Here is a 23,820-nt window from a genome sequence, read left to right as displayed (position 1 = left end):
AAAAACCGGGCCCCTACCAAGGGGCCCGGTTTTTTTTCATGGGCTTTTTTAGCGCTGTCATAGAGTCGTCACGAAAACGTTTTAATTTCAGATTCGTTATGTTATACGGGTGGTGAAAACGATAAAAACCAAGGAGGGAGCCATGGAAATGTTCAACTTCGATTATGACGAGGTGGTTGAACTCGGTTCGCGTAGCCGCGGGACAACGGGAAAAAAACGTAAATGGCGTGAAATCGAGGCGTTGAAAGACAAACATCGCCTGCAGAAGGAGCTGCAATCCATCGATATCGCCTATGAAGGTCTTACAGACGAGATTGAACTGTAATACCGCCAAGACACCTGTAAAAGCGCTCCGCATAGCCGGGGCGCTTTTTTATGCCGCTATCGGATGATCAAGCGGCATGTCATGCCACGGGCAGGCGACAGACAACGCGTTGCCGCAGTCCCTGACAGCCCTCACCAACAGCGTGGCATACCAACTCCTGCCCCTCACCCGCGAAGACTGAGCTGTGCCGTTTCAGGGCGCATTGGGGCAATCACCGCAAGACAAGTCATCAGCAATAAAAAGCCCCCGTCGCTGACGGGGGCCTGAATACTCGGGGCAGACGGCTGCTCTTAGCAGTAGCCGTAGCCCAGCAGACGCTGGTAGCGCTGCTCCAGCAGCTGCTCGGTATCGAGCGGACGCAGGGCGTCCAGATCCTGCTTGATGCGAGCCTTGAGGTTTTTGGCCATCTTCTCCACATCGCGGTGGGCACCACCGAGGGGCTCGTCGATCACGTGGTCGATCAGCTTGAGCTCTTTCAGACGCTGGGCAGTGATACCCATCGCTTCGGCAGCCACAGAAGCCTTGTCTGCGCTCTTCCACAGGATGGAGGCACACCCTTCCGGCGAGATGACGGAGTAGGTGGAGTACTGCAGCATGTTGACGCGGTCACCCACACCGATTGCCAACGCACCACCTGAACCACCCTCACCGATCACGGTGCAGACCACCGGCACGGTCAGACCGGCCATCACTTTCAGGTTGCGGGCAATCGCTTCGGACTGGCCACGCTCTTCGGCACCGACGCCGGGGTAAGCACCCGGGGTGTCGATAAAGGTGATGATCGGCATCTTGAAGCGCTCGGCCATCTCCATCAGACGCAGGGCCTTGCGGTACCCTTCCGGACGCGGCATACCGAAGTTGCGCTTGATTTTCTCTTTGGTCTCGCGACCCTTCTGGTGACCAATCACCATCACAGGCTCACCGTCGAGACGGGCGATGCCGCCGACGATAGCCTTGTCATCGGCATAGGCGCGATCGCCAGCCAACTCGTCAAAATCGGTGAAGATATGCTCGATATAGTCAAAGGTGTAGGGGCGCTGGGGATGACGCGCCATCTGGGATACCTGCCAGGCACCCAGATCACCGAAGATCTTCTTGGTCAGCTCTTCGTTTTTCTTCTCCAGCCGGCGGATCTCGTCTTTCAGATCCACGGCGTGATTGCCTTCACTCACATGTTTGAGTTCATCAATCTGCGCCTGCAACTCGGCAATCGGCTGTTCAAAATCCAGAAAAAGACTCATAGGGCCTTAGAACCTCTAATCAAAAACCAATTCAACCCGCTCTCGTCCAAGCAGGACTCGCAAGTCATCTATCAGTTGATCGGTGGGCGTCACCCGCCACTCGGTACCGAGCGTCAATCGCACCCGGGAGCCGGGGCGACGATAGTTTACCTGAACCGGACAAACTCCGGCACGGGCGGGCTCCAAAATCTCGCACAAACGCGGGAAAAAGCGATCATCAATCCGCTGTTCATCGAGGGAGATGCGAATTGCTCTGGCAAAACGCTCCCTCGCATCGTTGATATCCAGTATTTCACGGGCCGACATTTTAAGGCCACCGGAGAAGTCATCAAAGCTGACCTGTCCAGAAACCACCAAAATACGGTCTTTTTGCATCAATTCTTCATATTTTTCCAGCGCTTCGCTGAAAAGTGTCACATCGAGACGGCCGGAGCGGTCGTCCAGAGTGAAGATCCCCATCTTGTTGCCGCGCTTGGTCACCATGCTGCGGGCCGCAATCACCAGCCCCGCCGCCGTGGTCACGGTATCGCGGGAGGTGGGATGCAGATCGCACAGGCGACCCGAGGTATAACGACGCAATTCGCTGCTGTACTGGTTGATGGGGTGGCCAGTGAGATAGAGCCCAAGGGTCTCGCGCTCCCCTTCCAGCCATACCTTGTCAGGCCAATGCGGCACGTTGGCAAACGCCTTCTTGACGTCGTCAATCTCTTCGGTGAGCACGCCGAACATGTCGACCTGCCCCACCGCCTGCGCCTTGGCGTGCTGCTCGGCGGCACGCATCGCCTCCTCCAGGGTTGCCATCAGGGCGGCGCGGTGGGGGCCGAGCCGATCCATGGCGCCGGAGAGGATCAGCTTCTCCATCACCCGCTTGTTGAGCTTCTTGATGTCGACCCGGTTGCAGAAGTCGAACAGATCGCGGAACGGGCCATCCCGATCACGAGCGTCCAGAATCGCGTCTATGGGGCCTTCCCCTACCCCCTTCACCGCGCCGATACCGTAGACGATGTGACCATCTTCGTTGACGCTAAAGCGATAGCGACCAGTGTTCACATCCGGCGGGATCACGGTCAGCCCCATCCGCTGGCACTCATCCACCAGGGTCACTATCTTGTCGGTATTGTCCATATCGGCGGTCATGACCGCCGCCATGAACTCAGCCGGGAAGTGGGTCTTGAGCCAGAGGGTCTGGTAGGAGACCAGCGCATAGGCAGCGGAGTGGGATTTGTTGAAGCCGTAGCCCGCAAACTTCTCCACCAGATCGAAGATCTTCATCGCCAGTTCGCCGTCGACACCATTCTTGATGGCACCCTCTTCGAAACCGGCCCGCTGCTTGGCCATCTCCTCGGGTTTTTTCTTACCCATAGCCCGGCGCAGCATGTCCGCGCCACCCAGGGTATACCCCGCCAGGGTCTGGGCAATCTGCATCACCTGCTCCTGATAGAGGATGATGCCGTAGGTCGGTTCCAGAATCGGTTTCAGGCTCTCGTGCTGCCACTTCTCGTCCGGATAGGAGATCGCTTCATTACCGTGTTTGCGGTCGATGAAGTTATCCACCATGCCTGACTGGAGCGGGCCCGGTCGGAACAGGGCCACCAGTGCGATCATGTCTTCGAAGCAGTCGGGGCGCAGCCGCTTGATGAGATCCTTCATGCCGCGGGATTCCAGCTGGAATACCGCCGTGGTCTCGTAGCGCTGCAGCAGGTCGAACGACTTCTTGTCATCGATGGGGATGGCGGCGATATCGACCGGCGGCTTGCCCTCTTTGGCAAGACGCGGGTTTATCATGCCGAGCGCCCAGTCGATGATGGTGAGCGTGCGCAGACCCAGGAAGTCGAACTTCACCAGGCCGGCGTACTCCACGTCGTTCTTGTCGAACTGGGTGACTGGGTGATGGCCTTCGTCATCGCAGTAGAGCGGCGCAAAGTCGGTGATCTTGGTGGGTGCGATCACCACGCCACCAGCGTGTTTACCGGCGTTGCGCACCACCCCTTCCAGGCGGCGGGCCATGTCGATGAGGTCTTTGACCTCCTCATCCTGCTCGTAGAGCTCGGGCAGCTTGGGCTCGGCCTCGAATGCCTTGGCAAGCGTCATGCCCGGATCCGGCGGGATCAGCTTGGAGATGCGATCCACAAAGCCGTAAGCGTGGCCCAGCACCCGGCCCACGTCCCGCACTACTGCCTTGGCCGCCATGCTACCGAAGGTGATGATCTGGGAGACCGCCTCCCGGCCATACATGTCGGAGACGTGCTCGATCACCTCGTCGCGTCGGTCCATGCAGAAGTCGACGTCGAAGTCGGGCATGGATACCCGCTCGGGGTTCAGGAAACGTTCGAACAGCAGGTCAAATTCCAGCGGATCCAGGTCGGTGATCTTGAGAGCGTAGGCCACCAGAGAGCCCGCCCCCGAGCCCCGGCCCGGGCCAACGGGAATGCCGTTGTCCTTGGACCACTGGATAAACTCCATCACGATGAGGAAGTAACCCGGGAAGCCCATCTGGTTGATCACTTTCAGCTCAACATCGAGACGCTCGTCATACTCGGGACGTCGCTCGGCCCGCACAGCAGGATCCGGGAACAGGAACTCGAGACGCTCCTCCAGACCCTCTTTCGATTTGGCCACCAGAAAATCTTCTGTGGTCATGTCGCCGGTCGGGAAGTTGGGCAGGAAATATTCGCCGAGACGCACCGTCACGTTGCAGCGTTTGGCGATCTCCACCGTGTTCTCCAGCGCTTCGGGGATATCGGCAAACAGCTCGGCCATCTCCTCCTGACTGCGCAGGTACTGCTGGGGGCTGTAGCGACGGGGACGGCGTTTGTCCATCAGGGTATAGCCATCGTGGATGGCAACCCGGATCTCGTGGGCGTCGAAGTCATCGGCGTTGAGGAACACCACCTCGTTGGTGGCGACCACCGGCAGCTCGAACTCGGTGGCGATGGCCACCGCCATGTGCAGATAGACCTCCTCGTCAGGGCGACCGGTGCGCAGCAGCTCGAGGTAATAGGCATCGGGGAAGTGGGTCTGATAAAAGGCGACGCACTGCTCGGTCATCTGCCGGTTGCCCTTGAGCAGGAACTTGCCCACATCTCCCTCCCGGCCGCCGGAGAGGACGATCACCCCCTTGGCATGCTCGGCAAGCCAGGCCTTGTCGATGACCGGACGCCCCTGCACGTGACCGCGCTGATAACCGCGGGAGATGAGCAGGGTAATGTTCTGGTAGCCCTCGTTGTCCATGGCGAGCAGGGTGAGGCGGAACTGCTCGTCGCCAAGCTCGTCACTCTGTACCCAGAAGTCGGCCCCGACGATGGGTTTGATCCCCTTGCCGTGGGCGGCACCATAGAAGCGCACCAAACCGCACATGTTCATCTGGTCGGTCAGGGCAATCGCCGGCATGTTGTCGGCAGCGGCAGCCCCGACGATGGGATTGATCTTCTGCAGTCCATCCACCATGGAGAAGTCGGTGTGGACTCGCAAATGGATAAAACGGGGGTCAGCCATCGTCATGCCCTCTCATTACGCAAGCAGAACCAGCCAAGGCAGAAATCGTTCAGACAGATCAGCATGGATTATTCGAGCCCCAGTGCGCGGCGCACCGGCTTGAAGCTCTTGCGATACTCCGGCAGCGGGCCGCGCTCGGCCAGAATGGTGAGGTGCTCAGCGGTCGGATAACCCTTGTGACGGGCAAAACCATATTCGGGATGACGGCTGTCCAGCTCGGTCATCTCCGCATCGCGGGTCACCTTGGCGAGGATCGAGGCGGCGCTGATGGCGGCCACCAGGCTATCGCCTTTGACCACGGCACGCGCTTCCATCGGCAGCGCCGGACAGCGGTTGCCATCGATAAAGACCAACTCGGGGGTGACATTCAACCCCGCCACGGCGCGCTGCATCGCCAGCATGGTGGCATGCAGGATGTTGAGCTCGTCGATCTCCTCCGGGCTGGCGCGACCGATGGCCCAGGCGAGCGCTTTCTCTTTGATCTCGTCAAACAGCGCCAGCCGCTTCTTCTCGGAGAGCTTTTTGGAGTCGTTGAGCCCCGCGATCGGATTAGCGGGATCGAGAATGACCGCAGCGGTGACCACGTCACCCACCAGGGGGCCACGGCCCACTTCGTCCACACCGGCAACCAGCTTGTCGTCAGGAATATCGATCATCATCTTGTAGCCTTGAATCAAAACAGGCCCCGTGGGGCCTGACAGGGGTCGACTGGCGCGGCATTACCGCTCGAAAACGAATGAACGGGTAGCGCGGCGCAATCGACGGTCCGAAATAGCGTTATCTGCCGAGCAGATCCGCCACCGCATCGGCAGCCTGCGAGTCGGCATTGCAGCGGATCAGCTGGTGCAGCTCGGTGAAGGTATTGACCAGCGCACTGTTGTCGTGCTCGAAGTACTTGCTCACCTCTTCCACCAGATTCTCCGGGGTGCACTCGTGCTGGATGAGTTCCGGCACCAGCATGCGACCGGCGAGCAGGTTGGGCAGAGAGACAAATTCGGTCTTCACCAGTCGCTGGGCCAGCCAATAGCTGAAGGGCTTGAGCTTGTAACCCACCACCATCGGTTTTTTCACCAGCATGGCTTCGAGCGCCGCAGTGCCGGAGGCCAGCATCACCACGTCGGCGGCGATCATCGCCTCGCGGCCCTGTCCTTCCAGCAGCACCATGTCGAGACCCGGCGCTACCTCGGCCTTGATGGCCATAAACTGCTCGCGCCGTTTCTGGTTGACCAGCGGCACGATGAAGCCGAGATCCGGATAGCGCACCGTCAGGTGTTTGCACGCCTCGAGAAACAGGGGGGACATAAAGCCCACTTCTGCGGTGCGGCTGCCCGGCAGCACCGCCAGCCAGCGGCGATTGGCATCGATACCGAGATTGCGACGTACAGCTGCCTGATCCGGCACCAATGGAATATCATCCGCCATGGTGTGACCGACAAAACGGCAAGGGGCATCGAAGCGGTCGTAAAAGGCTTTCTCGAACGGCAGGAAGGCGAGCACCATGTCGGTGGCGGCCTTGATCTTGTGAATGCGGTTCTGGCGCCAGGCCCACACCGAGGGGCTGACATAGTGAACCGTCTTGATACCGGCGCGGCGCAGTTTCAGCTCCACTCCGATATTGAAATCCGGTGCATCCACGCCGATGAAGATATCGGGCGGATTGGCAATAAAGTGGCGCAACAGTTCGCGACGGACCTTGAGGATGCGCGGCAGACGGCCCAGCACCTCGGTGATCCCCATGACGGAGAGCTCTTCCATCTCGAACAGGGCCTTGACGCCGAGGACCTGCATCCGCGGCCCGGCGATCCCTTCGAACTGCGCATCCGGGTAGCGGGCTTGCAGCTCGCGCACCAGACCGGCAGCCAGAATGTCGCCGGAGACTTCTCCGGCGACGATACCGATACGAACCGGATCAGGCACGGATGATCCCGCGCTCGTTGTCTTTGAGGAAGTCCACATAGAGCTGGACGGCCGGTTCGGCTTGCGCCATCTCGATCAGCACCGGCAGCACCTCTTCGATGGTCTTGCCGGAGCGGAAGATCTCTTTGTAGGCACGCTTGACGGCAGAGATAGCCTCGGCGCTGAAACCGCGGCGACGCAGACCTTCGGAGTTGACCCCGAACGGCTTGGCGTAGTTGCCGGCGGCCATCACGTAAGGCGGCACGTCCTTGTTCAGGGCGGCGCAGCCACCGACGAAGGCGTGGGAACCGACGCGGCCGAACTGGTGAATTGCGGAGAGACCACCGAAGATCACGAAGTCACCGATCACCACGTGGCCCGCCAGGGTCGCGTTGTTGGCGAAGATGCAGTTGTCACCGATGATGCAGTCGTGGGCAACATGAACGTTGACCATGAAAAGGTTGCCGCTGCCGACCTTGGTCAGGGATTGATCCTGAATGGTGCCACGGTGGAAGGTGCAGTTCTCGCGAATGACGTTGTTGTCGCCAATCTCAAGGAAGGTGCGCTCACCGGCGTACTTCTTGTCCTGGCAATCCTCACCGATGGAGGTGTGCTGGAAGATCTTGTTGCCGCGACCAATCTTGGTCGGGCCCTTGATCACCACATGGGAACCTACCCAGGTGTTGTCACCAATTTCCACCTCGGCGCCGATGACAGAAAAGGGGCCGATTTCAACCCCTTTACCGATCACGGCAGACTCATGGACGATGGCAGTATCGTGAATGATGGCAGTCTGGTCGATCACGTGTGTTAAACCTCGCGTTTGGCGCACATCAGCTCGGCGGTACAGACCACTTCACCGTCGACGGTGGCGACACCGGTGAACTTGGCAATACCGCGACGCTCTTTCAGGAACTCCACGTCGAGCACCAGTTGGTCACCGGGGCCGACCGGACGCTTGAAGCGAGCGTTGTCGATTGAGGCAAAATAGTAAAGTTCGTTGGGAGACGGCTTGCCCACCATGGTAAAGGCCAGGATACCGGTGGCCTGTGCCATCGCTTCCAGGATCAGTACGCCCGGGAACACCGGCTTGGCCGGGAAGTGCCCCTGGAAGATCGGCTCGTTGAACGAGACGTTCTTGATGGCACGCAGGGTTTTGCGCTCATCGCTGATCTCGTAGTCATCTACACGATCCACCATCAGAAACGGATAACGGTGGGGCAGCAGATCCATGATTTCCTGGATACCCAGGCTCTTCTTTTCAGTAGTCAAAACAGTACCCTATACCAATCGTGATTATTCTTGATCCAGCTTCTTCTCAAGCTTGCTTAACCGCTTGTGCATCTCTTCGATACGCATCACCCGGGCGGCGGTCTTGCGCCACTCTTTATTGGTTTGCAGAGGGATGCCGGAAGAGTAGACACCGGGCTCGGTAATGGGCCGCATCACCATGGCCATACCGGTAACGGTGGCCTGGTCGCAGATCTCCATATGCCCGTTAAAGACGGAAGCGCCGCCAATGATACAGTATTTGCCGACCTTGAGACTACCAGCCATCACGGTGGAGCCCGCCACGGCGGTGCCGTAACCGATCTCCACGTTGTGGGCGATCTGGCACTGGTTGTCGATGATGACGTTGTCAGCGATGCGGGTATCTTCCAGCGCACCGCGGTCAATGGTGGTACAGGCACCGATCTCGACCCGGTTGCCAATGGTCACACCGCCGAGCTGGGGGATCTTGATCCACTCTCCACGCTCGTTGGCATAACCGAAACCATCGGCCCCGATCACTGTGCCGGATTGAACCAGACAGTCGGTACCCATGGTCACATTGTGATAGAGGGTGACGTTGGCCCACAGCCGGGAGCGGGCTCCCAGCCGGGTATTTTTGCCAACAAAACAGCCCGGGCCAATGCGTACATCGTCACCCAGCACGACGCCGGATTCGATCACTGCATTGGCGCCGATGGCCACTCTCTCGCCCAGTTGCACGTCAGCCGCGATAACGGCACTCGGATGAATATCCGTGGCCGGCTGCGGGGTAGTGTCCAGCAGTTGGGCTACCCGGGCAAAGCCCACATAGGGGTCTTTGAGCACCAGGGCATTGGTGGGACAAAATGGCAGATCCGCTTCTGTAATGAGCACGGCGGTCGCCTTGCTCTGCTCCAGATAGTGCCGGTACTTTTTGTTGGACAGGAAGGTGATATCCCCCTCCCCGGCCTTTTCCAGTGTCGCTACCTTGCGGATTTCCAGGGTTCCGTCGCCATGGACCTGGGCCCCCAGTTGCTGGGCCAGCTGTGCGAGAGTGAATGCCATCAATTAGTTGCTCTTGCTTACCTGAGAAATAACCTGGCCGGAGATGTCCAGCTTGCTGGCGGCATACGGGGCGGCATTGCGCTCCAGCACCAGATCGTAACCATTGCTCTTGGCGATGGAATCGATGGCTGCCTGCACCTTGGTCAGGATCTTGTTGCGCTCTTCGGACTGACGGCGGCCGTTGTCCTGCTCAAAGGCTTGACGCTTCTGGTTGAACTCCATCTGCAGCTTGGCCAGCTTCTCCTGATTCTGCTTCTTCTGCTCGGCGCTCATAAAGGCTTCATCCTTGCGGAACTTCTCGACCAGCTTCTGGCCTTCCTGTTCCAGCTTCTGCAGCTCACGCATGCGCGGCTCGAATTCACCTTTCAGCTTGGCTGCAACGGCTTCACGCTGGGGCAGCTTTTGGAAGACTTCGCCCATGTCGACCACGGCGATCTTGGTCTCAGCGAAGGCAGAACCCATGCCGGCAGCCATCAGTGCAAAGCTCAAACCAGCTACTTTCAACGCTTTATTCACACTTACTCCTTGTTCCCTCATGGCGAGGGCTACCTGATTTACCCGATTATGCAAGCGGCGTTAGGACCGTCTTGTTACCTGGTGAGGCACGCATACCGCGCGTCCCATCATTGAAGACCCCCACCGCATGGGTGGGGGCGAAACTCTGCTTAGAAAGTACGACCGATGTTGAAGGAGAAGACTTCGGTGCGATCCCCTTCGTATTTCTTGATCGGCTTGGCCAAGGCAAACACCAGCGGGCCCATCGGCGAGAGCCACTGCAGGGAGACACCGGCAGAGACCCGGATATTGCCCGGGTTGGAGTAGTCCTGGCTCAGATAGTTGCAATCAGAACCGGCGGCGCAAGGATATGCCCCGTTGGCAAAATCAGTGCTCCAGACGGTACCTGCGTCCATAAAGACGGTGGAACGGATCTGCGGACGATAGGTCTCGGAAACAAACGGGGTCGGGAAGACCAGCTCCAGTGAGGCGACGGCCAGAGCGTTACCGCCCACCGAGGTGTCGGAACCTTCGTAGTAGCCAGTTTCACACGGCTGAGAACCCGTGCAACTGCCAGCACCCGGCTTGTTGTAGGTCTTGTAGATCGCCTTGGGACCGATGGTGTTGCTCTTGAAGCCACGTACCGTATCGAAACCACCGGCATAGTAGTTCTCGAAGAACGGCAGCATGGAGTCATCGCCATAGCCGTTACCGTAGGAGACACGACCCTTGCCGATCATTACCCAGCTATGATCCGCATCGAGCGGGAAGTAGTGGGCATCCTCGGCAGAGAGCTTGTAGTACTGCAGCTCCATGCCCGGTACGGTCACCTTGGCGTTGATACGCTGACGATCGCCAGAAGTCGGGAACATCCCCTTGTTCAGGGTAGAGCGGGTCCAGCCAGCGGTGACATCAACGGTCACGAAATCGAGGTTGGAACCATCCTGTGAGTAAGCATTCCAGAACTGATCCATCTGTACCGACTGGCGGTTATCATTCCACTGATCCCAGCAGTAGGTATTGCCATCAGTATCCGGATTGTCCTTCAGACACTCCTGATAGTTCTGGGCATTGAATGACGGACGGCTCAGCTTGGTGCTCTCGATACCGGTACTGAAGTCGAGACGGTTGAACTCATTGACCGGGAAGCCGCTGGAGAGACGGAAACCGATGGTTTCATTCTCGTAATCAACGATATCGGCATCATCGGCGCGGAACTGGTTGTAGTAGACCCGACCACCCAGGCTGACACCATCCACGGTGAAATAGGGGTCGTTGTAGCTCAGGTCAACGTTCTTGGAGTAGTCGTTGGTGCTGGCGTTGATGGAGACCTTTTTACCGGTACCCATAAAGTTGTCCTGGGAGATCCCCGCCTGCAGGCTCAGACCCGATTCGGTGCCGTAACCGATACCGGCGTTGATGGAACCCGCTGGCTGCTCCTTGACCTTGAAGTCGAGGTCAACCAGGTCATCGTTGCCCGGCACCCGCTTGGTGTCCACTTCTACACTCTCGAAATAACCGAGACGGTTGAGACGGCTCTTGGACTGCTCGATGTTGTCGGAGGAGAGCCAGGTGCCTTCCATCTGGCGCATCTCGCGACGCAACACCTGATCTTCGGTGGTTGCGTTACCGCTGAAGTTGATGTTGCGCACATAGACACGAGGGCCCGGCTCAACGTTGACGATCAGCTCAACTTCCTTGGTCTTGTCATTGACCTGCGGGAAGGTGACCACTTTCGGATAGGCATAACCGTAACGGCCGAGGAACTTGGAGAGCACCTCTTCGGTATGAGTCACCTGACTGGCAGAGTAGGTGCTGCCGGCAGCAATCGGGATCAATCCCTTCATCTCGCCACCGCGGTCGATCAGGTCACCCTTGAGCTGGACACCGGAGACCTTGTACTGATCCCCTTCCTTGATGTTGAGGGTGACGTAAACGCCCTTCTTGTCGGGGGTCATGGAGACCTGGGTAGACTCCTGCTGGAAGCGGATATAGCCACGATCCATGTAGTAGGAGCGCAGGGTCTCGATATCACCCGCCAGCTTCTGTTTCTGATAGCGCTGATCGGCGGTGAAGTTCCACCAGGGCACTTCGTCGCGCAGGGAGAGCTGGGCAATCAGTTTCTCTTCCGGGAAGACGCTGTTGCCGACGATGTTGATCTGCTGGATCTTGGCCGCTTCCCCTTCCACGAAGGTGAACTTGAGGTCGACCCGGTTGCGCGGCAACGGGGTGACGATGGCCTTGACCTTGGCGGAGTATTTACCCACGCCATAGTAGAAATCTTCCAGTCCCTTCTCGAGGGAGGTGAGCACAGTGCGATCCAGCGGATCGCCCACACGGATGCCGGAGGACTCCAGACTCTGGGTCAGTTGCTCCTCTTTGATATCCTTGTTGCCGGCAAACTCGATACTGGAGATGGTCGGACGCTCCTTGACCATCACCTGCAGCACCTGGCCGTCACGGTAAACCTTCACATCCTCGAAGTTACCCGAGGCATAGAGCTTTTTGATGGCGCTGGCCAGAGCCACGGAGTCGACGGTATCACCGACCCGGATCGGCAGGTTCAACAGTGCGGCACCCAGGGTCACCCGTTGCAGACCTTCGACCTGGATATCTTGCACCACAAAAGAGGCAGGGGCCGCCTGGGCCAGGAAACTGGCACCCAGCAGGCAACTCAACACCAATGCTTTTTTAACAGCCATTTTGTTCTTATGTGTCCTTGTTGATGCTCTGGCCTCAGAGGCGAGCGAAATCGTTAAACAGCGCAATGCCCATCAATAACATCAGAATGGCGGCACCGATCCTGAAACCCACTTCCTGTATTTTCTCTGATACCGGCTTGCCGGTGACCGCTTCGATAAGGAAATAGACCAGATGGCCACCATCGAGCACCGGCAGGGGGAACAGATTGATAATCCCCAGGTTGACGCTGATCAGCGCCAGAAAACTCAAGAAATAGACCAGACCATAGTCGGCACTGCTGCCGGCGCCCTTGGCAATGGAGATGGGGCCGCTCAGGTTGTCCAACGACACGATGCCACCGATCAACTTGCCAATCATGTCAAAGGTGAGCGTGATCAGGCTCCAAGTCTTGTCCGCGCCATGCCACAGCGCCTGCAAAGGCCCATACTGTAACAGAATTCGATATTCATCCGGTAATGGAACCAGTTGCGGTGAGAGACCGACGAATCCTACCAGCTTGCCCTGCACCTTGCGGCTATCCGGGGTCAGGGTCACGTTGAGATCACTGTTGTTGCGCTCAACCACCACTTGCAGGGGTTCGCCCGGTGCCTGCTGCACCAGTTCGACAAACTGGGCCCACGCGGTAATAGGCTGATCGCCGACCTGTTTGATACGGTCACCGACCTGCAGCCCCGCCTTTTCACTGGCACTCTTGGCCACCACTGCAGCCACGACTGGCAGCACTTTGCCACTCAGGGGGACGATCCCCAAGCTGCCGATAGGCGACTCTTTATCCGGATCGAAGGTCCAGCCGGTCAGCGACAAGGTTTTATCGGTGGCATAGCTGGTATTGGGTGCCTGCACCTTGAGAGTCACTGCATCATCACCCAGATGACTTATAAGAGCGTAGGTGACGCTCTCCCAGTCACCGGTCAGCTCATCGCCGACCCCGACAATCTCCATCCCGGGCAGCACACCCGCCTCGGCCACGATGGATGCCGGACGCACTTCACCGATCACCGGCTTGACGCTCGGCACCCCGATGATAAACATCAGCCAGAGGGCAAACAGGGCAAAGACGAAGTTGGCCATGGGACCTGCGGCGACAATCGCCATCCGCGCCCAGACACTCTTGTGGTTGAAGGCATACTGCTCGTCACCGGGCTTGAGTTCATCGACCCGGCCATCGAGCATCTTGACGTAACCACCGAGCGGGATCAGCGCCAGCACATATTCGGTGCCATCTTTACCCATCCGGCGCCAGATCGCCTTGCCAAAACCGATGGAGAAGCGCTCAACCTTGACGCCACAACGACGGGCCACCCAGAAGTGACCAAACTCGTGCACCGCGACCAGCAGGCCCAGCGCAACAACAAAAGCACCGATATTCCACAACACACCGCCCATCAGCCAAGCTCCTCAATCAAAGTGTGAGCACGGGCTCTTGCCGCACCGTCCAGGGCAAACAGATCATCGAGCGAGCCGACGGCGCTGCTCTCCAGCGCCAGCATCACTGCCTCGTTGATCCGGGCAATATCCATAAAACCGATGCGCCCGGCCAGGAAGGCGGCAACCGCCTCCTCGTTGGCCGCATTGAGCGCAGTAGTCGCCGCTTGTCCCTTCTGGCAGGCATTGATGGCCAGCGCCAGACAGGGGTAGCGATCATAATCGGGCCGGATAAAGCTGAACTCTCCGACACTGAAGAAATCCAAAGGTTCCACACTGGAGGGGATGCGATTGGGATAAGCCAGCGCATGGGCAATGGGGGTACACATATCCGGATTGCCAAGCTGGGCCAGCACGGAGCCATCCTTGTACTGCACCATGGAGTGGATCACCGACTGCGGGTGGATCACCACCTGGATCTGCTCGGGCGCCGCATTGAACAACCAGCGCGCCTCGATGTACTCCAGCCCCTTGTTGATCATGGTGGCGGAGTCGACCGAAATCTTGGCCCCCATCGACCAGTTGGGATGAGCGATGGCCTGCGCCGGCGTCACCTTGGCCAGCTCGCTGATCTCGGTGTAACGGAACGGGCCGCCGGAACCGGTCAGCAAAATCTTGCTGATCCCCGCCGCCGCCAGATCGCAAAAACCGGGCTGGCGCTGCACGGCGGTCGGCAGACACTGGAAGATGGCATTGTGTTCGCTGTCGATGGGCAGCAGCTCGGCACCATGCTCGCGAACGGCCTCCATGAAGAAAGCACCGGACATCACCAGCGCCTCCTTGTTGGCCAGCAAAATACGCTTGCCGGCACGTACCGCGGCCATGGTCGGGGCCAGTCCGGCCGCACCGACGATGGCGGCCATCACGCTATGGGCGTCGGGGTGAGCGGCAACCTCGCAGAGGGCTGCTGCACCAGACATGACCCGGGTCGCACTGCCGTGCGCTTTCAGACGGGCAGCCAGTTCACGGGCGGCATCCTCATCGACCATCACGGCAAAACGGGGGGAGAATTCGAGGCAGTCCCGCAACATGGCATCCACGTTGCGGGCGGCGGTCAACGCCAATACTTGCCAACTGCCCGGGTTATGGCGCAGCACTTTCAAGGTACTCTGACCAATGGAGCCGGAGGCTCCCAGAATAACCAGTGACTTGTGCATCAAAACTCCTGACTGAGTAGCAGATAACTGAGCAGAAACACCGGCAGGGCGGCGGTCAGGCTGTCGATCCGGTCGAGAATGCCGCCATGACCCGGCAACAGGGTGCCGGAGTCCTTGATGCCCGCCTCGCGCTTGAACATGCTTTCGGTCAGATCGCCGAGTACGGAGGCTAGCACCGCCAGCAGAGAGCAAAACAGCACGGTGATCATCTTGGCAGGAACAAATCCCATCGACCAGGTGACACCGATGGCCAGCAGGCTGGCGGTAAAGAGGCCGCCGCACATCCCTTCGATGGTTTTGCCCGGACTCACAGCCGGTGCCAGCTTGTGCTTACCGAACGCCTTGCCGAAAAAATACGCGCCAGAATCTGCCGCCCAGACCAGTCCCATCACGAACAACAGGATCCAGGCGCCCATCATGGGGTCATGGTAAAAGTTGTAACCACGGATGGCGACCAGCGACCAGAAGAAGGGAACCAGGGTCACCAGACCAAACAGGGACTTGAGCCAGAGAGACTCTTTCCACAGCTTGGCGCTTTGGGGATAGCGCAGCACCAGCAGCAGACCCAGCAGCCACCAGCTTACCGCGGTCCAGAGCACGCCCATCACCAGGGGGTGCAGGTGAGGCGTCCAGAGTTGCTCCACCGGCAGCCAAAAGAGGCTGGCACCGAGCAACAGACAAAATACGATGGGTAACCATTGCTGCGGAGCAGCAGAGACAAACCCACTCCATTCGCGACTGGCCAACAAAAACACCAGCGCTGCCAACAGGGCAAAAAATTTCAATGGCAGAAAGAAGAGCGCCCCCAACACCAGGGGGATCAACATCAAAGCAGTAATAATTCGTTGTTTTAGCAAAAGAAACCTCTCTCTTGGGAGCGGGGTTTAGCCGGTCTGCTGCTCGGCGATCAATTCCCGTATCTGTTCACCCGTGCAACCGAAGCGACGCTCGCGGGCAACGAAAGAGGCAACCGCCTCACTGAACTCGGCCTCGTTGAAATCGGGCCACAATACCGGGGTAAAATAGAGCTCTGCATAGGCGAGCTGCCATAACACAAAGTTGCTGATGCGATGATCGCCACCGGTGCGGATCAACAGGTCCACGGGTGGCAGATCGGCCATGCAAACCTCGCGGGTCAACATGGATTCATCAATGTCGTCTGCGGCCAGTTCACCGGCAACAACCGCGCGGGCCAGCTTGCGAGCCGCCTGAGCGATATCCCACTGGCCGCCATAGTTGGCTGCAATGTTCAGGGTCAATCCCTTGTTATTGGCGGTCAAGGCTTCCGCCTTGGCGATTTTGGCCTGCAACCGATCACTGAAGCGATCTGTATCGCCAATCACCCTGAGCCGGATCCCGTGACTGTGAAGTTTGTTCACCTCGCGGCCCAGCACGGTAATGAACAGCTCCATCAAGGCGCTGACTTCCCCTTCCGGACGACGCCAGTTTTCGCTGGAGAATGCAAACAGGGTCAATGCCTCGATCTTGGCTCGCGCAGCAAAGGTAACGGCCTCGCGCACTGACTTGACGCCCGCCTTGTGGCCATAAACCCGCATCTTGCCTCGGTTCTGGGCCCAGCGACCGTTACCATCCATGATGATGGCGACGTGACGGGGTAAAGACGAGTTGGCACAATCACCCAACGCAGCCAAAAGCGACATGGTTTTCTCCCACAAAGACAAAAGCGCCGTGCAGGGGCACTACACGGCGCTCGTAATATACCTTTCAGGCGCTTAGATTTCCATTAGCTCCTTCTCCTTTGCAGCAAGAGCCTCATCGACCAGCTTGATGTAGGAGTCTGTCAGTTTCTGGATCTCTTCCTGGGCGCGACGGTCGTCGTCTTCGGAGATCTCTTTGTCCTTCAGCAGCGCTTTCAGGTCGGCGTTGGCATCGCGGCGAATGTTGCGCACGGCAACACGGGCGTTTTCCGCTTCGGCACGGACGATCTTGGTCAGGTCGCGACGGCGCTCTTCGGTCAGCGGCGGCAGCGGCACGCGCAGGGTCTGGCCATTGCTGGAGGGGTTCAGGCCCAGATCGGAGGTCAGGATCGCCTTCTCTACCGCCTGGATCATGGAGCGGTCAAAAATGGAGATGGAGAGGGTGCGAGCATCTTCTGCCACGACGTTGGCCAACTGTTTCAGCGGAGTGGCAGCACCGTAATACTCAACCTGGATGCCGTCGAGCAGGCTCGGGTGAGCACGGCCAGTACGGATCTTGGACATCTGGGTCTTGAGTGATTCGACACTCTTGCCCATACGCTCCTTGGCGTCGTTTTTAATCTCGTTGATCACAGCGGTTTTCCTTTTGGCGAACGAGCCGCCATGCGGCTCGCATCTATATTATTTGCTGACGTAATGGATCAGGGTACCTTCCGGCTCACCCATGATAACCCGGCGCAAAGCGCCCGGCTTGTTCATGTTGAACACCCGGATCGGCAGATCATGGTCACGTGCCAGAGTAAAAGCAGCAAGATCCATCACCTTGAGCTCTTTTTCAAGAACTTCATCATAACTCAATTCATGGTACAGCACGGCATCCGGATTCTTGACTGGATCTTCGTTGTATACACCATCAACCTTGGTGGCCTTGAGCACTACATCGGCTTCGATCTCGATCCCGCGCAGGCAAGCCGCAGAATCGGTAGTGAAGAAGGGGTTGCCAGTACCGGCAGAGAAGATCACCACTTTGCCTGCACGCAGCTGGCTGATTGCCTCGGCCCAGCTGTAGGAATCACAAACCCCTTGCAGGGAAATGGCAGACATCAGACGGGCATTCACATAAGCACGATGCAGAGCATCACGCATGGCCAGACCGTTCATCACGGTTGCCAGCATACCCATGTGGTCGCCCACCACGCGGTTCATGCCCGCCTTGGCAAGACCGGCACCACGGAACAGGTTGCCGCCACCGATGACCAGACCGACCTGAACACCCAGCTCAACCAGCTCTTTGATCTCTTGGGCCATCCGCTCCAGCACTGCCGGATCAATGCCGAAACCCTCGGATCCTTGCAGGGCTTCACCACTCAACTTCAGAAGAACACGTCTGTATGCAGGTTTGGGATTGGTACTCATGTCACTGATTCCTGGTCATATAAAGACCGCGACATAAGTCGCGGTCTGGGGAAACGGAAAAACCGGTTCGATTAGGCCTTTTGAGCGGCCGCGATTTGGGCTGCAACTTCAGCAGCGAAATCGGTCTCTTGCTTCTCGATGCCTTCGCCCACTTCGAAACGGGTGAAGGAGACAACGTCAGCGCCTTCTTTCTTCAGCAGCTCGGCAACAGTCATGGAAGGATCTTTCACGAACGGCTGACCAGTCAGGGAAACCTCACCGGTGAACTTCTTCATGCGACCTTCAACCATCTTCTCGGCGATCTCTTTCGGCTTGCCGGAGTTGATGGCGATGTCGATCTGGATTTCGCGCTCTTTGGCAACGACTTCAGCAGATACATCTTCAGGCTTGACGAATTGCGGGCTGTTGGCTGCAACGTGCATGGCCAGATCTTTGGCCAGTTCGTCGGAACCACCGGTCAGCTTGGTGATAACACCGATGCGGGAACCGTGAACGTAGGTGCCCAGGTTGTCACCTTCAACCAGCATCACGCGACGCAGGTTCATGTTCTCACCGATCTTGGCGATCAGGTTGGTGATGGTCAGCTCTACGGATTCGCCGTTGCCAAAATCAGCGGCTTTCAGCGCATCAACGTCTGCGATCTTCTGGGTAGCTGCGATCTCGACGATCTTCTGACCCATGGCCAGGAAACCGGCATCCTTGGAAACGAAGTCAGTCTCGCAGTTCAGCTCGATCATGACGGCAACGTTGCCTTCGGTACGGGCGAAAATCACACCTTCAGCGGCGATACGGCCAGCTTTCTTGGCGGCTTTGGCCTGACCGGATTTACGCATGTTCTCGATGGCCAGCTCGATATCGCCGTTGGCCTCTTCCAGTGCTTTTTTGCAATCCATCATGCCAGCGGCGGTGCGCTCGCGCAGTTCTTTTACCAGGGCGGCAGAAATGTTTGCCATGTCCAGTATCCTCGGTCTTGAATTGACAAGAAACAGGGGCCACAAGGGCCCCTGCTAACCAATTACATCAGCTTGGTTAATAAGGGCTTTGCAGACCTTATCAATTACTCAGCTTCAACGAAGCCATCTTGTTCGGCTTGAACAACGATGTCCTGCTCGCGAGCTTCCAGTACGGTGTCAGCAGCAGCATTCAGGTACAGCTGTACGGCACGGATAGCGTCGTCGTTACCCGGGATGACGTAATCAACGCCGTCCGGGTTGGAGTTGGTATCAACGATGGAAACTACCGGGATACCCAGGTTGTTGGCTTCTTTGATAGCGATGTGCTCGTGGTCGGCATCGACAACGAACAGAACGTCAGGCAGGCCGCCCATGTTCTTGATACCACCCAGGCTCTTCTCCAGCTTTTCCATTTCGCGAGTACGCATCAGCGCCTCTTTCTTGGTCAGCTTCTCGAAGGTACCGTCCTGGCTCTGGGTTTCCAGATCTTTCAGGCGCTTGATGGACTGACGAACGGTTTTCCAGTTGGTCAGCATGCCGCCCAGCCAGCGGTGGTTAACATAGAACTGGTCGCAACGCTCAGCGGCTTCTTTTACGGCTTCAGACGCGGCACGCTTGGTACCTACGAACAGTACCTTGCCTTTCTTGGCAGCTACGGAGCTGATGAAGTTCATGGCATCGTCAAACATCGGAACGGTTTTTTCCAGGTTGATGATGTGAACTTTGCTGCGGGCACCGAAGATGTAGGATTTCATTTTCGGGTTCCAGTAACGAGTCTGGTGACCGAAGTGAACGCCGGCTTGCAGCATGTCGCGCATAGAAACTTTAGCCATTTTATACCTCTATATTGGGGTTAGGCCTCCACACATCCCATATAACCGACCCGTTAAGGCACCCCGGCATATGTGTCGATGTGTGTGTGTTGTTTAAGTAAGGGTGATGAAATCGGGACGCAAGTTCCCCATTCCGGCGCGCTTTATACCATAACTTTGTTCAGGACACCACCGGCCGACACTCTAAACAGGTGTAAATCTGGATCCCGCCAGAGGAGGTTGCGACTGCCATTTGACGCTGTGATGACAATCACACTGGAAGTACGCGGGGGTTGCGGATAAAATTTTGGCCTGATTGCAAACGCATCTATTTTTCATTACCTGATTGCCGGACATCGATAGATGCGCGATCAGGTCCCAAGAGAGATCCCATGTCCATTAAAATCAAGACACCGGAAGAGATTGAAAAGATGCGCGTTGCCGGCCAATTGGCCGCCGATGTGCTGGTCATGATTGCGCCCCATGTCAAAGCTGGCGTCACCACTGACGAACTGAACACCCTCTGCCACAACTATATTGTCGACGTGCAGCAGGCCATCCCGGCCCCGCTCAACTATCACGGTTTCCCCAAATCCATCTGTACCTCGGTGAACGATGTGATCTGCCACGGCATCCCGAACCACAAGAAGCTGCGTGATGGCGACATCATCAACCTCGACATCACCGTTATCAAGGATGGCTACCACGGCGATACCTCGGCCATGTTCATCGTGGGCGAGACCACCCCGCTGCGCCGCCAGCTCTGCAAGGTTGCGCAAGAGAGCCTCTACGCTGCCATCAAGAAGGTGCGTCCGGGTGCCTGCATCACCGAAATTGGCGCCGTGATCCAGCCCATCGTCGAGAAGGGCGGCTTCTCCGTGGTGCGTGACTACTGCGGCCACGGCATCGGTGCCGAGTTCCACGAAGAGCCGCAGATCCTGCACTACCGCAACAGTGGCAAGCTGGAGCTGAAAGCAGGCATGTGCTTCACCATCGAGCCGATGGTCAACAGCAAGAAGTATCACTGCAAGGTCAATCCGAAGGATGGCTGGACCGTGACCACCAAGGATGGCGGCGACTCCGCCCAGTGGGAGCACACCCTGCTGGTGACCGAGGATGGCTGCGAGGTGCTCACCCTGCGCCCCGATGACACTATCGACCGCTTCATCAAACACAGCTAACATCGAACCCCGGCCCTGAACTTCCAAAGCGCCGGGGTTTTTACTTCTGTTTCAGCCGTTTGCCTGCCACTTGCGTGTGAGATGCCATGGACGCCAGCCTGCTTTCCCCCCATTTGTTACCCGATGATCAGCTCACTCGCGACAACTGCAAAGAGTACCTGAGCCGCTTTCTCGGCTGGCTGCACGCCCGTTTTGATGCCGGCGACAACATCATCGAGCTGGTTGCCACCCGCTCCGAATACATGGATCAGTTGCTCTGCCGCCTGTGGCAGAAGTTTGGCTTCGACAAGAGCGACCTGACCCTGATCGCGGTGGGGGGCTATGGCCGCGGCGAGCTGCACCCCCACTCCGATATCGACCTGCTGATCCTCTATGACGGCGACGAACTGGACGAAGTGTTGGGACTACGCATTGGCGAGTTCATCACCCTGTTGTGGGATCTCAAGCTGGAGGTGGGTCAGGCGGTGCGCAACGTGGCGGAGTGTCTCGAGCAGGGGCGCGCCGATATTACGGTCGCCACCAACCTCATCGAGGCCCGCTACATCACAGGTCGCCAGGAGGGCTTTCGGCAACTGAAAGAGGCCACCGGCCCCCAGCACTTCTGGCCAAGTGAAGCCTTCTTTCGTGCCAAGCGCCAGGAGCAGGCGGAGCGTCATCAACAGTTTCTCGGCACCGCCTACAAGCTGGAGCCCGATCTCAAGAGCAATCCGGGCGGCCTGCGCGACATTCAAACCCTCGCCTGGGTCGCCCGCCGCCACTTTGGCGCCACTACCTTGTTCGAGATGACCAGCCACGGCTTTCTCAATCGCGCCGAGTACCGCGAACTGCTCGACTGCCAGAATTTTCTCTGGAAGGTGCGCTTTGCCCTGCACATGGCCATCAACAAGGGAGATAACCGCCTGCTGTTCGATCGCCAGCGCACCGTAGCCCAGATGTTGGGGTTCGAGGGGGAAGGCAACACTCCGGTCGAGCAGATGATGAAACGCTTCTATCAGACGGTACGGCGGGTCTCCGAGCTCAACGAGATGCTGCTGCAGCTGTTTGACGAAGCCATCCTCGGCAACACCGCCATGGATGTGCGCCGCCTCTCCGACGAGTTCCAGCTCCGTGGCCGCCTCATCGATGCGGTGGATGCGGAGCTGTTTAGCCGTGAACCGGCCGCCATCCTGCGCCTCTTCTATCAGATGGCCCAGCATCCCGAGATTGCCGGCATCCACTCGGCAACCCTGCGCCAACTGCGCGAGGCACGCCGCAAACTCAACTGCTGGCTGCAGGACTTGCCTGACTGCCGTCGCCTCTTTATGGCGCTGCTGCGCCACCCCAACGGCATCGGCCTGCCGCTCACCCTGATGCACAAGTACGGCATCCTCGCCGCCTATCTGCCCCAGTGGAACCTGATCGTCGGCCAGATGCAGTTCGACATGTTCCACGCCTACACGGTGGATGAGCACACCCACCGGCTGCTCAAAAACATTCACCAGTTCCCCAATCCGGCCAGTCGCCAGAGCCACCCGCTCTGCCACGAGGTCTTCACCCGGCTGCGCAAACCGGAGCTGCTCAGCATCGCCGCCCTGTTCCACGACATCGCCAAAGGGCGGCGCGGCGATCACTCGGAACTCGGCGCCGTCGATGCGCTGGAGTTCTGCCAGCTGCACGGCCTCGATCGCTACGAGAGTCGACTGGTCGCCTGGCTGGTGCGCCACCACCTGTTGATGTCGGTCACCGCCCAACGCCGTGACATCTATGACCCCGACGTGGTCACCGATTTTGCCCAGAAGGTGCGCGACGAGCAGCATCTAGACCTGCTCTACTGCCTTACCGTGGCCGATATCTGCGCCACCAACGATACCCTGTGGAACGACTGGAAGGGCACCCTGCTGCGGGAGCTCTACTTCGCGACCCAGAAGGCGCTGCGTCAGGGGCTGGAGAACCCGCCCGACATGCGGCTGCGCATTCGCGAAAACCAGCGTCAGGCCAAGCAACTGCTTGCGCAACGGGATGTATCGGAAGAGGCAATCAATCAGCTCTGGGGCGACTTCAAGGCCGATTACTTCCTGCGTCACAGCCCGGAACAGATCGCCTGGCACTGCCGCCACATCATCGAGCATGGCGACAATCCGGCACCGCTGGTGATCATCGGCAAACATCCGACCCGCGGCGGCAGCGAGGTGTTTATCTACTGCCGCGATACCCCGAATCTGTTTGCCACCGTCGCCTCGGCGCTGGATCAGAAGAACCTCAACATCCACGACGCCCAGATCATGAACTCGCGCAGCAACTATGTGCTCGATACCTTCGTGGTGCTGGAGCCGAGCGGCGAACCTATCAGCCCCAATCGCACAGCCACCATCAAGAAAGCGCTGGAGAAGGCGCTGCAGGAGCCTGGCAAGCTGGTGCTACGCAACAAGCCGTTGTCACGGCGCCACCGCCAGTTCAGCGTGCCGACCCGGGTGGTCTTCCTGCCCCGCTCTTCGCCCACTAAAGGAGAGAGCCGTCACACCCTGATGGAGCTGACTGCCCTCGATACCCCCGGCCTGCTGGCACGGATCGGTGCCGTTTTCCAGCAGTGCGGGCTGTCGCTGCACGCCGCCAAAATCGCCACCTTCGGCGAGCGGGTCGAGGACTTTTTCAGCCTGACCAGCCTCGATGGCGAGCCATTGACCGCCGAGCAGCAAAAACAGCTGGAAGAGCGACTGGTACACCAGCTCAATCCCCAGCAGTCGGTACTGGATTAAGCGAAGAGTGAT

The 23,820-nt window shown here is 58.4% G+C and carries 20 protein-coding genes; 3 read left to right on the top strand and 17 right to left on the bottom strand.

Translation table 11 applies throughout. The annotated features are described in order from the left end of the window. Positions 1-142: 142 nt before the first annotated feature. Complete coding sequence (locus G5380_RS16495; RefSeq protein ID WP_005338547.1) at positions 143-325, top strand: DUF3545 family protein; 183 nt, start codon at positions 143-145, stop codon at positions 323-325. A gap of 290 nt (positions 326-615) precedes the next feature. Here the strand turns inward: G5380_RS16495 and accA are convergent, their stop codons facing one another. The 17 genes from accA to rpsB form a co-directional block, all read right to left on the bottom strand. Continuing rightward, the gene (gene accA / locus G5380_RS16490; protein WP_005338549.1) at positions 616-1,566 is read right to left on the bottom strand and encodes an acetyl-CoA carboxylase carboxyl transferase subunit alpha; all 951 of its coding nucleotides are present in this window, start codon (positions 1,564-1,566) and stop codon (positions 616-618) included. A 15-nt stretch (positions 1,567-1,581) separates the two neighbouring features. Continuing rightward, positions 1,582-5,061: a DNA polymerase III subunit alpha gene (dnaE, locus tag G5380_RS16485; RefSeq protein WP_421352925.1), complete on the bottom strand. Its 3,480-nt coding sequence runs from the start codon at positions 5,059-5,061 to the stop codon at positions 1,582-1,584. A gap of 68 nt (positions 5,062-5,129) precedes the next feature. After that, positions 5,130-5,720, bottom strand: a complete 591-nt coding sequence (rnhB, locus tag G5380_RS16480; protein ID WP_421352918.1) for a ribonuclease HII — start codon at positions 5,718-5,720, stop codon at positions 5,130-5,132. Positions 5,721-5,838: 118 nt separating this feature from the next. After that, positions 5,839-6,978 carry a lipid-A-disaccharide synthase gene (lpxB, locus tag G5380_RS16475; RefSeq protein ID WP_335816701.1) on the bottom strand — a complete coding sequence of 380 codons (1,140 nt, stop codon included), beginning with the start codon at positions 6,976-6,978 and terminating at the stop codon, positions 5,839-5,841. Continuing rightward, complete coding sequence (gene lpxA / locus G5380_RS16470) at positions 6,971-7,762, bottom strand: acyl-ACP--UDP-N-acetylglucosamine O-acyltransferase (protein WP_005338557.1); 792 nt, start codon at positions 7,760-7,762, stop codon at positions 6,971-6,973. The genes lpxB and lpxA overlap by 8 nt, the downstream gene beginning before the upstream one ends. A gap of 5 nt (positions 7,763-7,767) precedes the next feature. After that, positions 7,768-8,229 (bottom strand): 3-hydroxyacyl-ACP dehydratase FabZ, encoded by a 462-nt coding sequence (gene fabZ, locus G5380_RS16465; RefSeq protein WP_005338559.1) that lies wholly within the window; start codon positions 8,227-8,229, stop codon positions 7,768-7,770. A 24-nt stretch (positions 8,230-8,253) separates the two neighbouring features. Next, complete coding sequence (gene lpxD, locus G5380_RS16460) at positions 8,254-9,273, bottom strand: UDP-3-O-(3-hydroxymyristoyl)glucosamine N-acyltransferase (RefSeq protein WP_005338561.1); 1,020 nt, start codon at positions 9,271-9,273, stop codon at positions 8,254-8,256. A gap of 3 nt (positions 9,274-9,276) precedes the next feature. Continuing rightward, a complete protein-coding gene (locus G5380_RS16455) occupies positions 9,277-9,789 on the bottom strand; it encodes an OmpH family outer membrane protein (protein WP_005338563.1) in 513 nt (170 codons plus the stop codon). A 149-nt stretch (positions 9,790-9,938) separates the two neighbouring features. Further along, positions 9,939-12,470, bottom strand: coding sequence for an outer membrane protein assembly factor BamA (gene bamA, locus G5380_RS16450; protein ID WP_075114987.1), 2,532 nt, complete (start codon positions 12,468-12,470; stop codon positions 9,939-9,941). A gap of 34 nt (positions 12,471-12,504) precedes the next feature. Next, positions 12,505-13,857, bottom strand: a complete 1,353-nt coding sequence (rseP, locus tag G5380_RS16445; protein ID WP_266134120.1) for a sigma E protease regulator RseP — start codon at positions 13,855-13,857, stop codon at positions 12,505-12,507. Further along, positions 13,857-15,053: a 1-deoxy-D-xylulose-5-phosphate reductoisomerase gene (gene ispC, locus G5380_RS16440; protein ID WP_005338569.1), complete on the bottom strand. Its 1,197-nt coding sequence runs from the start codon at positions 15,051-15,053 to the stop codon at positions 13,857-13,859. The genes rseP and ispC overlap by 1 nt, the downstream gene beginning before the upstream one ends. Beyond that, the gene (locus tag G5380_RS16435) at positions 15,053-15,910 is read right to left on the bottom strand and encodes a phosphatidate cytidylyltransferase (protein ID WP_227341179.1); all 858 of its coding nucleotides are present in this window, start codon (positions 15,908-15,910) and stop codon (positions 15,053-15,055) included. The genes ispC and G5380_RS16435 overlap by 1 nt, the downstream gene beginning before the upstream one ends. A 27-nt stretch (positions 15,911-15,937) precedes the next feature. Then, a complete protein-coding gene (gene uppS, locus G5380_RS16430; protein WP_421209742.1) occupies positions 15,938-16,714 on the bottom strand; it encodes a polyprenyl diphosphate synthase in 777 nt (258 codons plus the stop codon). A 72-nt stretch (positions 16,715-16,786) separates the two neighbouring features. Beyond that, on the bottom strand, positions 16,787-17,344 hold the full coding sequence (frr, locus tag G5380_RS16425; RefSeq protein ID WP_216951882.1) for a ribosome recycling factor: 558 nt from the start codon (positions 17,342-17,344) through the stop codon (positions 16,787-16,789). A gap of 48 nt (positions 17,345-17,392) precedes the next feature. Then, positions 17,393-18,127: a UMP kinase gene (pyrH, locus tag G5380_RS16420; RefSeq protein WP_005343782.1), complete on the bottom strand. Its 735-nt coding sequence runs from the start codon at positions 18,125-18,127 to the stop codon at positions 17,393-17,395. 71 nt (positions 18,128-18,198) lie between these two features. Further along, complete coding sequence (tsf, locus tag G5380_RS16415) at positions 18,199-19,080, bottom strand: translation elongation factor Ts (protein WP_005343781.1); 882 nt, start codon at positions 19,078-19,080, stop codon at positions 18,199-18,201. A gap of 104 nt (positions 19,081-19,184) precedes the next feature. After that, complete coding sequence (rpsB, locus tag G5380_RS16410; protein WP_204385178.1) at positions 19,185-19,913, bottom strand: 30S ribosomal protein S2; 729 nt, start codon at positions 19,911-19,913, stop codon at positions 19,185-19,187. 371 nt (positions 19,914-20,284) lie between these two features. Here rpsB and map point away from each other — a divergent pair, with 371 nt between their 5' ends. After that, positions 20,285-21,073, top strand: a complete 789-nt coding sequence (gene map, locus G5380_RS16405) for a type I methionyl aminopeptidase (RefSeq protein ID WP_421209744.1) — start codon at positions 20,285-20,287, stop codon at positions 21,071-21,073. An 86-nt stretch (positions 21,074-21,159) separates the two neighbouring features. Beyond that, on the top strand, positions 21,160-23,808 hold the full coding sequence (gene glnD, locus G5380_RS16400; protein WP_219263297.1) for a bifunctional uridylyltransferase/uridylyl-removing protein GlnD: 2,649 nt from the start codon (positions 21,160-21,162) through the stop codon (positions 23,806-23,808). Positions 23,809-23,820: the final 12 nt, after the last annotated feature.

Origin of the sequence: Aeromonas sp. 604443, from assembly GCF_049170315.1 — a bacterium.
GTDB lineage: Bacteria > Pseudomonadota > Gammaproteobacteria > Enterobacterales > Aeromonadaceae > Aeromonas > Aeromonas veronii_A.
The sequence above is the reverse complement of the archived record's forward strand: the minus strand, read 5'-3'. Positions and strand labels throughout refer to the sequence as shown.